This window comes from Variovorax gracilis (genome assembly GCF_030317115.1).
Taxonomy (GTDB): Bacteria; Pseudomonadota; Gammaproteobacteria; order Burkholderiales; family Burkholderiaceae_C; genus Variovorax; species Variovorax gracilis.
This window is the reverse complement of record NZ_JASZYF010000012.1, coordinates 87,736-100,082: the sequence shown is the minus strand read 5'-3', so window position 1 is coordinate 100,082 and position 12,347 is coordinate 87,736. Positions and strand designations below refer to the sequence as shown.

The following is a 12,347-nucleotide window of genomic DNA, read 5'->3' as shown; positions in this document are numbered from 1 at the left end:
TCTTCAGCGCCCGTGCGGGCGCTGAAGACTTTTCCCTTTACGCTGCTGCCGGCCTCCTGGACAACTCCAGCTTGGCGATGGCATTGCGGTGCACTTCATCCGGGCCGTCGACGATGCGCACTGTGCGCTGGTGCGCATAGGCCTCGGCCAGCCAGAAGTCCTGGCTGACGCCGGCCGCGCCATGCGCCTGGATCGCCCAGTCAACCACCTTGCACGATGTGTTGGGCGCGACCACCTTGATCATGGCGATCTCCGCACGCGCTTCCTTATTGCCGACCGTGTCCATCTTGTGCGCTGCATTCAGCGTCAGCAATCGCGCCTGGTCGATCAGGCAGCGCGACTCGGCGATGCGTTCGTGCCAGACGGATTGCTCGGCCAGCGGCTTGCCGAAGGCGATGCGCGAACGAAGGCGGTCGCACATCATCTCCAGCGCGCGCTCGGCGGCGCCGATGGAACGCATGCAGTGGTGGATGCGTCCAGGGCCAAGGCGGCCCTGGGCGATCTCGAAGCCACGGCCTTCGCCCAGAAGGATGTTGCCGGCCGGCACGCGGACGTTTTCCAGCAGAACTTCCATGTGGCCGTGCGGTGCGTCGTCATAGCCGAACACCGACAGGTGGCGCAACACGCTCACGCCGGGCGTGTCGCGCGGCACCAGCACCATCGACTGTTGCGCATGGCGCGGCGCGTCCGGGTCGGTCTTTCCCATCACGATGAAGATCTTGCAGCGCGGGCTGCCCGCGCCGGACGAGAACCACTTGCGGCCGTTGATGACGTACTCGTCGCCCTCGCGCGTGATGGTGCACTGGATGTTGGTGGCGTCCGAAGAGGCAACGGCCGGCTCGGTCATCAGGAAGCCGGAGCGGATCTGGCCGGCGAGCAGCGGCTCGAGCCATTGGTCCTTCTGCGCCTCGGTGCCGTAGCGCTCGATGGTTTCCATGTTGCCCGTGTCGGGCGCCGAGCAGTTGAACACCTCGCCGGACCAGGAGACACGGCCCATCACTTCGCACAGAGGTGCGTAGTCCAGGTTCGAAATACCTGGCACGCCGCGATACTCGTGCGGCAGGAACATGTTCCAGAGGCCGGCGGCGCGCGCGAGCGGCTTGAGCTCCTCGATCAGCGGCGACACCTGCCAGGCATTGCCCGAGCGACGGAATGCATCCATCTCCTCGTAGTAGCGTCCCTCGTTGGGATAGATGTGCTGGTCGAAGAACTGCCGCATCCGCTGCAGCAGGTCCTGTGTCTTGGGGGAGGGTTCGGCAAACATGGTGTGTCCTTCAGTCTTGAGGGCCGCGTCCGGTCCTGACGCTTGCTGTTCAAGATTAGAACGCTGCCGATGAAAAGAAGCCGTCTCGCGTGTGACGAGGCGGCTGGCGATCGGAAATCAGTCGAGGCGCACGCCGGAGCGCTTCACCACCTCCGACCACTTCGCTGTATCCGCGCGAATCAGTGCCGCGAATTCCTTCGACGTGCTGAGACGAACTTCGATGCCGGCATCGGCCATCTGCCGGACGATGTCAGGCGACGACATGGCCGCGCCGATCTCGTCATGCAACTTCGCGACGATGTTGCTGGGCGTGCCGGCCGGCGCGAGCACGCCGAGCCAGAGCGACATCTCGTAGCCGGCCATGCCAGGTGTTTCCGAGATGGTTGGCACGTTCGGCAGGGTCGGCAGGCGCTTGCGGCCGGTGAGCCCGAGCGGCCGCACCTTCCCGGTCTTGACGTATTCGACGAAGTTCGACGCCGTGTCGAACATCATCGAAGTGCGACCGCCGAGAAAGTCGGTCATCGCGGGCGCGCTCCCCTTGTAGGGGACGTGCGTCAGGTCGACCTTGGCCAGGCTCTTGAAGAGCTCGCCGGACAGGTGGCTGGTCGTGCCGTTGCCCGCCGATGCAAAGGTCAGCACTCCGGGCTGCTTGCGCGCAAACTCGATGAGGTCAGCCACCGACTTGGCGGGCACGTCCGGATTGACCACGAGCAGGTTCGATGTGTTGTGCGTCAGCGTGATGGGCTCGAAGCTCTTGGCCGGGTTATAGCGCAAGTTCTTGTACAGGCTCGGGTTGATGGTGAGCGAACCCATGGTGGCAAACAGCAGCGTGTAGCCATCCGGAGCCGCAGTCGCCACCGCTTCGGCGCCGATGCCACCGCCAGCACCGGCGCGGTTGTCGATGATCACGGCCTGGCCGAGTCGTTCTGCCAACTTCTGGCCCATGGTGCGTGCCATCAGGTCGGTCGCCCCTCCTGCGGGGAACGGCACGACGAGGCGGATCGGCTTGTCCGGATACCCGGCCGCATGGGCAGGCATACCCAGCGCCGAGAGCCCGAACGACCCGCAGGCCAGCAGCATTCCACGTCGGGTCGGGTGCAGGTTGCCCGCACGTGAGCGTGACTCGGCGGGCGCCATGGCTCAGCGTCCCGTGAAGATCGGCGCGCGCTTTTCCGCGAACGCGCGCTGCGCTTCCTTCGCGTCGTCGGTCTTGCCGATCAGCGCCGTCATGTCCTGTTCGTAGCGATAACCGTCGCGCAGGCTCATGTCCTCGATCACGTTCAGCGTGTGCTTGCCCATGCGTGTCGACACCGGGCTCTTGGACGCGATGGTGGCCGCGATCTCCAGCGCCTTGGGCATCAGGTCCTCCGGTGTCGTGCACTCTTCGATGATGCCGAGGCGATAGAGCTCGGCCCCTGGCACGCGCATGCCAGTCAACATCATCCGACGCAGGCGGGAGTGGCTGAAGAGCCGCATCGCGTGGCGGCAGCCGCCGAGCAGTCCCACGTCGACTTCGGGCAGGCCGAGCGATGCTTTTTCCGATGCGATCAGGATGTCGCTGGAGGCTGCCATCGCGACACCGGAGCCGAGCGCAGCGCCGTTGATCGCACAGATCACCGGCTTGGCGCATTCCCGAATCGCGTGGAAACACTCGCGAGTCCGCCTAGAGTGCGCAGGCAGGTCGCCTGGCCCCTTGATGACCGACGCGCGGCCCTTAAGGTCGGCGCCGGCACAGAACACCTTGCCCGCGCCGGTCAGCACGACGACGCGCACCTCGTCCATCTCCGAGATGCGATCGAGGGCCAGCGTGAGTTCGTCGTTGAGCGTGCGCGTAAGCGCATTCACTGGCGGGCTGTTGAGCGTGAGGGTGGCTACGAAGTTGTTCAGTTCGTAATTAAGTTGGGTCAGGTCGTCCATGGTCTCCATTTCCGGCGCGAAGCGCGCTCGTCTTGTTCGGTATGCCAGTCTAGTGACGGGACCACCTCTAAGAAGCCATCGGTCCCACAGAGCTGGTATGCAGTTTTCGGCAAGTCGCGTGCGCGGAACGGAGAAAATTCACCAGTCAAAACACGCAGGCTGCGCCCATTTGACGACCTGCCAAGCGTGCACGACGGCGAACGGCCGCACGACCCTTCTCCCGCACCGCCGACGTTCCAGTAAACCCCATAGACGACCGCAACGGGCCCTGACCGCCATTTCGCGACTTTCAGAAGCAGTCGCTCACGCGCGACAGAGTCGCGCCGATCGACCGTGATACGCTCACCCGATCGGCGTTGGGCCTGGGGACGGGGAGACCGAGATACGATCCGGTCATGACGCAATCACACGACCTCTTCGCTCCGCCGCCCTGCTGCGCATACGTTCCTGGCTCGGCCCTGGGGTGCATGAGGAACGCGAGTTGCCGCTCGAGTCCGAGGCTTACAAGACCACTCCAGTCAATCGCTGGACCGTCATCGCGGTGAAGACTTGAAACTGTCTACTGAGGTATCGGTCCCGTGCAAGTGATCCAGGCTCGCGCCCAGAGGACTTCCCTGAAGCAGACGCGGTTCGCGCCGCTTCCGTAATTCACTTCAGGGCTGTGACCCCGCCTCCAGATGCCAGTGGACGAGAACTTGAGACGACGCATCTGTTCCGGCCTCGGACGCCAGGAGCGTCTCGTGATGGACTCGCAGGCGTTCCGGCCCGCTGCGGTCGCCCTCGTGGTGCTCGAAGAGGGGCCTGGCGCGGATCTTCCGGGCATTGATTCTCCCCCGACCTGGAGCAGCGGACCGGCGATTCTCCTGACCCGCAGGTCCGAGAAGCTTCGCGCGCACGCGGGTCAATGGGCACTTCCTGGAGGAAGGATGGACCCCGGAGAATCTCCCGAAGGGGCTGCGCTGCGGGAACTTCGGGAGGAGGTCGGACTGGAACTCGGCATGGCGCAGGTGCTCGGCAAGCTGGACGACTTCACGACACGATCAGGATTTGTCATCACGCCTGTCGTCATGTGGGCGGGGATGGCGAAAGACCTGGTGATCAACGAGGCCGAAGTGGCGAGCGTCCATCGCATCCCGTTAAGCGAGTTCATGCGATCGGATTCACCCCTGCTCGATGCGATCGAGGACAGCCCGAACCCCGTCTTGAGAATGCCCGTCGGCGATACGTGGATCGCCGCACCGACCGCGGCCTTTCTCTATCAGTTCCGTGAGTTGTGCATCGCGGGCCACGCCATCCGCGTGGCGCACTACGAGCAACCCGTCTTCGCGAGAAAGTGACCCGTCCGTCGGGCTCGATGCACAGGTGAAGTGGGGCGCGCGGATCGCGAGATCGCTGCGCAAGGCGTCCGTCAAGGGGCGCCCGAGGCCGGCAGGCGTCGAGGCTGCGCCGCGCCGGTTCGCCAAATCCTTCCTGATATTGAGCGCGCGAGTGAAAAACTGCGTCCGGCGAATGTGACCTACTTCACTGCCTCGAATCCGTGCAGGGCGGATAGTGAGGCACCGGCCCGCGCGCTCCTGTGAAAAGGGTTTCTGGGGCGTTGCGGTTCGATCGGATGCATCTGCGGGAGCCAGAAGTGGACGCCAACCAGTCGCCGAAGCGCCAGTTGCAACGAGGGGAACAGCTCGTTGAGCGAGCCTTCGGCAATTCAGCCGTGGAGCTCGCAGTGACCGCGTCGGCTCGGCTCTCGCCACGACGCGCACCCGGCACAGATGTCGATGTGACACGCGTGGCCCTCATGCGCCGAAATGCGCCCTCATCCGCTGAGTGGACGGCGTCGGCAGCCCTCACCAACAGCATGTCGCCCCTCGACGATGCGGAGCTCACTCTGTCGCGCCGCCTCAAAGTCGTGCTATTGGTGGATCTGGTCGAATCGGTCGTCCTGATGCAGGCCGATGAACTGGGCGTGATTGCGCGCTGGCAAGCGTTCATCTGCTACGTCAACCGCATCATCCTGCCCGCCAACGAGGGACGACTGGTCAAGAGTCTAGGCGACGGATTGATGGCCGAGTTCGACTCCGCCACGAGCGCGGTGAGCGCGGCCGCAGCCATGCACGCGTGGATGGCCGAACGTTGCGAACCGCTCTTCGACGGCAGGCCTTTGGCGCTGCGCGCGGGCGTGCACGCAGCCCACGTCTTCGTCGGACGCGACGACGTCTACGGTGCGGGAGTCAATCTCGCGGCGCGCGTCGCGACGCTGGCCGAACCCGGGGAAACGGTCGCGACGGCCCAGGTCCGTGACCTTCTCGACGACGTCCTCGATGCAGACATCCACGATCTGGGTGACTGTCACCTCAAGCACATCGACGAGCCCGTCCGGGCGTTTCGCGTCGGTCCCGCTCGTGACCTGGGCAGCCAACCGTCGCGGGTCTTGCCTGTACAGCTTCACGCGACAGTGGCCGTGATTCCGTTTGCCTGTCATCTCGCGGCGCAGGAGTTCGCGTCGGTCGGGGACCTGCTGGCCGACGGCATCATCGAGCGACTGTCGCTCTCTGCGGACCTCCAAGTCGTGTCCAGGTTGTCGAGCGGAAGCTTCAAAGGACGCTCCAGTTCATTGAACGAGATTGCAACGTGCCTCGATGTCCGCTATGTCGTATCCGGTAGCTATACCGTGTCGGGCTCCACCCTGGCCGTCACAACTGAACTCGCGGACGCGTCGAGCGGTCACACCCTCTGGGCCGCAAGGCTCCAAAGCGACTGGCGTGCTCTCCTGGTGCCTGAAAGCGAGTTGATCCATCAGGTGGCCGATGCAGTGCACAGCAAGTTGCTCGAGAGCGCAGCCGTCAAGGCGTGCAACCGCCCGCTGCCAACTTTGCGGAGCTACGAGCTCTTTCTCGGTGGCATCACCTTGATGCACCGAGCGAGCCCCGACGGCTTCGAGCTCAGCCGACGCTTGCTCGAATCACTCGCAGAACGGCACCGCACCGTCGCATCGGCGCATGCGTGGCTTGCCAAATGGTATGTGTTGCGAACCATCCAGGGCGCGGTCGACGATCTGCCGCGGGCGGCGTCAATGGCGCTGGAGCACACCCGACGAGCACTCAGGACCGAACCCACCAGTGCGCTTGCCTTGGCAGTCGAGGGCTTCGTCTACGCGCACCTGAAGCAGGACATCGGGTCGGCATCGCGGCGCTTGGCCGCGGCTTGCGAAATGAATCCCAGCGAGGGCCTCGCGTGGCTCTTTTCGGGCGTCATCCATGCGTTCCTTGGCGAGCCCGAGATGGCCTTGCAGTCGGGTCACAAGGCGCTTGCGTTGTCACCCATGGATCCCCTGCGCTACTACTATGAGTCGCTCATGGGATCGTGCGAGTTCAGCGCTGGCCACTACGAGGAAGCGATTCGATGGTGCGAACGCTCGCGCAAGCGCAATCGTCAGCACCTGTCCACGTTGCGGGTGCTCATTGCAGCCTACACGGCCGCCGACAACGGCGCCCAAGCGATCCTGATTGCCAACGAGTTGCGCCGCCTGAAGCCGACCTACACGGTGGCTGCGTACGAGGCGCAATCGGTTGCCGCCCGGTATCCCTTTGGCCAACAGATCGCGCGGGCCCTGCGAAGCGCGGGCATCCCTGGGTAACCTACAGCGCGGGCATTCGCTGCTGGTTTCGTTTTTTCACGAGGAGATCAACATGCTTTCACTCGGTGGTTCGACGTTGGGCGGTTCTGGTGGTTCCGGCGGGTCCGGCGGATCGGGTGGCTCGGGCGGCTCGGGCGGCTCCGGCACCCTGGCGGATGCCTTCGCGACGCCGCTGGTGGTCAGTGCGTTGTGGACGAGCCGCGACGGCACGATGGAGGTGGATTCGCACCGCACCGCCGAGCACCTTCCGAAGCTCGCCGCGCTGGGGAATGCGGACCAGCTCACGCGCTGGGAGCCGTGGGTGCGGGCGATCGTTGCGCAGACCGAACTCAACGAGGGCCTGGTTTTCACGCGGGAGGGCGAGTCGCTGCACCTGGCCCAGGGAGGCACGCGCCTCGCCACCCTGGCGCGTCCCTCGCAGGAATTCTTCCTCAAGCAGCTCGGCCTGGTTCAGAGCTGGGCCGAGCTGCGCGACGAACGCGCCAACGAGATCCTCGCGCAGATCGACAACCAGTACGCCTTCATTGGCGCAGTCACGGGCCTGAACGTCGGCCGGCACCGCTGGACGCTCGAGTGGCTCACGATGGCGCTGCAGCTCGTGATCCCGGTCGAGATGAGGTTCAAGCACGAGCTGGCCTGCCACCGGCCCGTCGAGTTTTCTCCCCAGGTGCAGCCGATCATCACCACGCCCGGCCATGGCACCTATCCGATGGGTCACGCAGCCCAGGCGTTCGCGACGGTGGTGGCCTTGCAGGGCCTGCTGGGCCTCAAGGACAGCGATCCGATCGCGACCCAGCTGCAGCGACAGGCCGACCGCATCAGCGTCAACCGCGTCGTCGCGGGCGTGCACTTCCCGATCGACGCGCACGCGGGCGCAGCGCTGGGGCGGACGCTGGGCGAGTACTTCCTGTGCCGCTGCGGCCTGTCCAACAGCTGCATGCAGCGAAGCTTCGGCCTGAACCTTCTGCCCGAGAATGCCGGCACCGAAGACTGCGATTTCCCGGGGACGGGTGATCAGTGGAAGGAGGGCTTCGGGCGGCCGGATGGCGAGGTCGAGCACAAGGACTTTGGCTTGTCCCCCTTCATGAAGAAGGTCACCGATCTGGCGCGGGCAGAGTGGCCCGGGGTCGCGTCATGAACTCCACACCGCAAGCGTCGCCGCTGCTCTTCGAAGGCGTGGCGGACGCCTATCTCGAATGGGGCCTCAAGACCGAATTTCGCTACCTCGGTGGCCGGAAGGAGGACCGCATCGGGCTGCTGCTGCAATGGAAGACACGCGGGCGCGAGGAGGCGGACGCCAATATCGCGAAAGCGCAGACAGAGCAGCCCGGACTCGACATGGTCGACGTCTATGCCGGGAGATCGGTCTGTGCGCTCGCGGTCCCAGCGGAAGACCTGAAGGATTTTCTGACGAAGCTTGCAGACTACGTGGAGGGGGTCGAGCTTTCCACGCCGATCGTCGTGTGCCCGCGCGAGCAGGCCGAGGGAACCTCCTCGCCGACATCGACACCCGAAGCCACCGGTGGCACCGCTGCACCGATACCCTCGCAGCGGCCCGAATCGCCCTCGATCCTGCTGGGGCTGCTCGATGACAGCTGCGCCTTTGCCAACCGCCGCTTCCTTCGCGACGGCGTTCCACGTGTCCATTGGCTGTGGGACCAGAACGAGAAGTCTGCAGGCAAGATGCCCACACGCCAGAACGGCCCCGGCGCGAAGGCCGAATTCCGCAAGACCGACTTTCGATACGGCGGTCAGTGGTCGGGCGCGCAACTCGCCGAGACGCTCGAGCAGGCGGGCGGCAACGAGGACGCGGCCTACCGACTTTCACGCGTGAGTGGCCTGCAGCGCCGCGCCACCCACGGGGCGCACGTGATGGACCTGATGGCCGGTGGCAGCGAGCATCCAATGGTCGTCGTCCAGTTCCCGGCCGTCGGCATCGACGATCCGTCCGGGCGCTGGCTCGCGCGCCATGCGCTCGATGGCCTGCACTATGTGCTCGCGCATGCAGGCCCCCAGACGCAGAAGGTGGTGGTCAACATCAGCTGGGGTCCGCAGACCGGGCCCCACGATGGCACGTCGCTGCTCGAGGAGGCGATCGACGAGCTGGTCGCCGGGTCGGACGGTCAACTCGAGGTGGTGTTCCCGGCGGGCAACACCTACAGCTCGCGTGCGCATGGCGTGGTCGCGCTCGCAACCGGCGGCGCAGTGCAGTGGGTCGTGCCGCCCGATGGAGGGATGCCCGCCTTTCTCGAGGTCTGGTGGCCCGTCGAGGTGGACCCGGTGCAGGCCCGACTGACCGTGGAAGCGCCCGATGGAACGGTTCTTTCCGCAACACCCGGATTCGTGGAGGCGCCCGCGGCACGCTGGTCGATCACGCTGACTCGCGCGCGCAAGAACGGCGCCATGGCGCTCGTCGCGGTCTCTCCGACCGCCGGAGGCCAGGGCTGCAAATCCGCGGCAGCCACCGGCCCACACGGCATCTGGAAAGTGTCGGTCGACCGGATCGAGGGATGCACCGGCGAAGCGCACCTCTACATTGCGCGCGCCGACCATGACATGGGCGCGCGCCGCCGTGCCCGGGCGAGCTACCTGCGCGACAAGGCTTCGGACGACGCGCGCTTTCGCCAGCCTGCACTGCGCGACGAGGAAGCACCGCGATCGGTGGTCCGTCGCACAGGAACCCTCAACGGCGTTGCCACCGGCACCGCCAGCCGCGTGGCCGCGGGCTACGTGGGCGATTGGACAGATTCGACCCAGGACTGCCGGCTCTCGAGCTACTCCTCCTCGGGACCGTCGCGCGATGGCAAGAAGGTCGGCCCGGACTATGCGTTCATGACGGACCACTCGCTCGTCGTGAAAGGCGTGCGGGCTTCGGGGGTGCGAACGGGCACGGTGGCGCGGCTGGTGGGCACCAGCATGGCGGCACCGCAATATGCGCGCGAGCTCGCGGTCGCATCAAAGCGATCGGCTGCCAAGGCCAACGAAAAGGTCGCTCCGTCGACTATCGATCCGCGCTTCGGCAAGGGATACAGGAGACCGCTCGAGAGGCATTGAAATCGAATGACAGTCGGCGGGGGATCGTTCGCGCGCGTGGATGGAGCCATGGTATCCAGCATCCCGGGCGCAATTCGATCTGCCCAACGAGCCCGACTCGACCCCGCGGATTCGGGGCTGACGCCGTGAGTACCTTGACCGACGCTTGACGTGACGCATGCCGCGCGCGCAACATTGGTCCGGTGAACTTGGAGCGATGCCCATGAAAGTGCAGCGCGCAGACTTTCCCGGCGCCGAAGGTCAACGCCTGGCAGCGCGAATCGACATCCCCGAGGGCCCCGTCCGGGCCTACGCGCTCTTCGCCCATTGCTTTACCTGCGGCAAGGACATCTTTGCGGCGAGCCGTATTGCGCAGACCTTGACGGAGCATGGCATTGGGGTGCTGCGCTTCGACTTCACGGGCCTCGGCGCGAGCGAGGGAGAGTTCGCGAACACCAGTTTCTCATCCAACATTGCCGATCTGGTGGCGGCGGCTGACCACTTGCGACAAGCGTACGACCCTCCACGCATGTTGATCGGGCACAGTCTGGGCGGCGCCGCCGTGCTGGCTTCCGCTTCGCAGATCCCCGAAGCACGAGCCGTGGTGACCCTGTGTGCGCCCAGCGATCCGTCCCATGTCACGGGTCTGTTTCGCCAGAACCTCGAAGCCATCGAATCCCAGGGCGAGGCGGAGGTGCAGCTGGCGGGTCGGCCCTTCCGGATCAAGCGCGACTTTCTCGTTGACATTGCCAACCACAGCCTGACCGAGAAGGTGGCCGCGCTCCGCAAGGCCCTGCTCGTGATGCATGCACCCACCGACACGACGGTGGACATTTCGAATGCCACGAACATCTACCTGGCAGCCAAGCATCCGAAGAGCTTCATCTCACTCGACAACGCCGATCTCCTGCTGAGTCGGAAGGACGACGCCGTCTATGCAGCGAACCTGATCGCGGCCTGGAGCCAGCGCTATCTCTAGCCAGTTCCAGGCAGGCCGCATCGTTCGGGCACAGACACGCATGTCTATCGATGGTCGCTCGCGCAAGGAGCGGTGCGAGTTCATCACGGGCATTCGGGCACCACGACGTCCACGGGGCCGAATTGCTGGTAGGAATAACTCTCCGGGTCGACATAGATGCGCTCCCGAATCATCTTCGGCTTCGAATCATTGGCGTACGAGAGGATCCGAGCTCCGGGATCCGCCTCGATGTCGTGATCCTTGAGGCACGCTTCACCTGTCTCGGCCACTCCGTCACATCGAGCTTTCAGCGATGCGCATCAGCCTGAGGTCGTTCACCATCCACACGCCCGCGCCATGCCATTGATCAAGCCAAATTGCAACGCGTCCCCTCCTTGCCGACATGAAGGCAGTGGATCGGACGCCGTGTTCCTCATCGCGCGGTTGCGCGACGCGGACCTCCGACGTCATCCGACGCCGAGTGAGTGGGTCACTCTAGGCACGTCGCGGCCGATTGGTAAGGCGATGCGGCACAAAGCGCTCTTTCACCTTCGTCCACAACGCGCAGTCGCAAACGGGCACGCCGTCGCCATCACCCAAGGTCGTGCACGGCACAGATTTGTTCCCAAAGCCGCCCCACCACCCCCCGCGCATTGACCCGCGAGCGGTAGGCCACGATGCTCACATCGATGTCCCACGCGCCGTCGCCCAGCGGCACCAGCCCGGCCAGCCGGCCCGAGACGAATGAACTGTCGGGCAGCCACGCGATGCCCATGCCCTGCAACGCAAGGTCGCCGAGCACGTCGGTCATTTCGGCCTCGAAGGCGCGATAGCCGACCAGCGCCTGCGCCGACTGTTCGATGGCCGAGTCGACCACGCGCGCGAAGTAGCCGCTGGGCGAATACATCAGCAGCGGCAACGGCTTCAACACCGTGCCCGGCAGCTCGAGTCGGCCCGATTCGGCCAATGCGCGCGACATATAGGGCCGCACCTTCTCGACGCCCAGTTCGTGCCGCTCGAAACGCGTCGCATCGATCTGCACCGGGTGCGCGGCCTGGTGAAATCCGATCAACACATCGGCCGATCCCGCATTGAAGGCCGAGACCGTGTCGTGCACATTGCCCACCTCCAGGCTGCAACTCATGTCACCCGCGCCCGACCAACGCGCCCACCAGCCCGGCAGCCGCGTGCTGGCCAGCGCATAGGTGGAGGCGATGCGCACGTGGTTGCGCGACGGCGCGTCGCCGATCTCAGCCTTGGCGTCGGCGATCTGGTTGAGCAGGCCCGTGGCCACCGTGCGAAAGCGCTCGCCCGCGGCCGTGAGCTTGGTCGGGTAGCTCGCGCGGTCGATGAGCTTGGCGTCCAGCCACTGCTCCAGCGCCTGGATGCGGCGGCTGAACGCGGCCTGCGACACGTTGCGCATCTCGGCCGCACGCGTGAAGTTCTGCACCTCGGCGAGGGTGACGAAATCCTGAAACCAGCGAATGTCCATGGTGCGAATTGACGCCTGCGCGGGCGAATTTTGCAAGTCGAATGCCCAT

At 65.3% G+C, this 12,347-nt stretch carries 10 protein-coding genes; 5 read left to right on the top strand and 5 right to left on the bottom strand.

Annotated elements, in window-relative coordinates; all coding sequences use genetic code 11:
* Positions 1-37: 37 nt before the first annotated feature.
* The 3 genes from QTH97_RS22215 to QTH97_RS22205 all read right to left on the bottom strand — a co-directional run bounded on the left by QTH97_RS22215 (position 38) and on the right by QTH97_RS22205 (position 3,181).
* A complete protein-coding gene (locus QTH97_RS22215; protein WP_286570637.1) occupies positions 38-1,264 on the bottom strand; it encodes an acyl-CoA dehydrogenase family protein in 1,227 nt (408 codons plus the stop codon).
* Between the two features lie 117 nt (positions 1,265-1,381).
* A complete protein-coding gene (locus QTH97_RS22210) occupies positions 1,382-2,401 on the bottom strand; it encodes a Bug family tripartite tricarboxylate transporter substrate binding protein (protein WP_286570636.1) in 1,020 nt (339 codons plus the stop codon).
* 3 nt (positions 2,402-2,404) lie between these two features.
* Positions 2,405-3,181, bottom strand: a complete 777-nt coding sequence (locus tag QTH97_RS22205) for an enoyl-CoA hydratase/isomerase family protein (RefSeq protein ID WP_286570635.1) — start codon at positions 3,179-3,181, stop codon at positions 2,405-2,407.
* Positions 3,182-3,858: 677 nt separating this feature from the next.
* Here QTH97_RS22205 and QTH97_RS22200 point away from each other — a divergent pair.
* From QTH97_RS22200 to QTH97_RS22180, 5 genes are all read left to right on the top strand, one after another.
* On the top strand, positions 3,859-4,518 hold the full coding sequence (locus QTH97_RS22200) for an NUDIX hydrolase (RefSeq protein ID WP_444813462.1): 660 nt from the start codon (positions 3,859-3,861) through the stop codon (positions 4,516-4,518).
* 518 nt (positions 4,519-5,036) lie between these two features.
* Positions 5,037-6,815: an adenylate/guanylate cyclase domain-containing protein gene (locus QTH97_RS22195; RefSeq protein ID WP_286570633.1), complete on the top strand. Its 1,779-nt coding sequence runs from the start codon at positions 5,037-5,039 to the stop codon at positions 6,813-6,815.
* 52 nt (positions 6,816-6,867) lie between these two features.
* On the top strand, positions 6,868-7,953 hold the full coding sequence (locus tag QTH97_RS22190) for a phosphatase PAP2 family protein (protein ID WP_286570632.1): 1,086 nt from the start codon (positions 6,868-6,870) through the stop codon (positions 7,951-7,953).
* Positions 7,950-9,869, top strand: coding sequence for a S8 family serine peptidase (locus QTH97_RS22185; protein WP_286570631.1), 1,920 nt, complete (start codon positions 7,950-7,952; stop codon positions 9,867-9,869). Before QTH97_RS22190 ends, QTH97_RS22185 begins: the two co-directional genes overlap by 4 nt.
* A 202-nt stretch (positions 9,870-10,071) precedes the next feature.
* Positions 10,072-10,827 (top strand): alpha/beta hydrolase family protein, encoded by a 756-nt coding sequence (locus QTH97_RS22180; RefSeq protein ID WP_286570630.1) that lies wholly within the window; start codon positions 10,072-10,074, stop codon positions 10,825-10,827.
* A gap of 83 nt (positions 10,828-10,910) precedes the next feature.
* Here QTH97_RS22180 and QTH97_RS22175 read toward each other — a convergent pair whose 3' ends face one another.
* Both QTH97_RS22175 and QTH97_RS22170 read right to left on the bottom strand, forming a co-directional pair.
* Positions 10,911-11,096: a hypothetical protein gene (locus tag QTH97_RS22175; protein ID WP_286570629.1), complete on the bottom strand. Its 186-nt coding sequence runs from the start codon at positions 11,094-11,096 to the stop codon at positions 10,911-10,913.
* Positions 11,097-11,398: 302 nt separating this feature from the next.
* Positions 11,399-12,298 carry a LysR family transcriptional regulator gene (locus QTH97_RS22170; protein WP_286570628.1) on the bottom strand — a complete coding sequence of 300 codons (900 nt, stop codon included), beginning with the start codon at positions 12,296-12,298 and terminating at the stop codon, positions 11,399-11,401.
* Between the last annotated feature and the right edge of the window lie 49 nt (positions 12,299-12,347).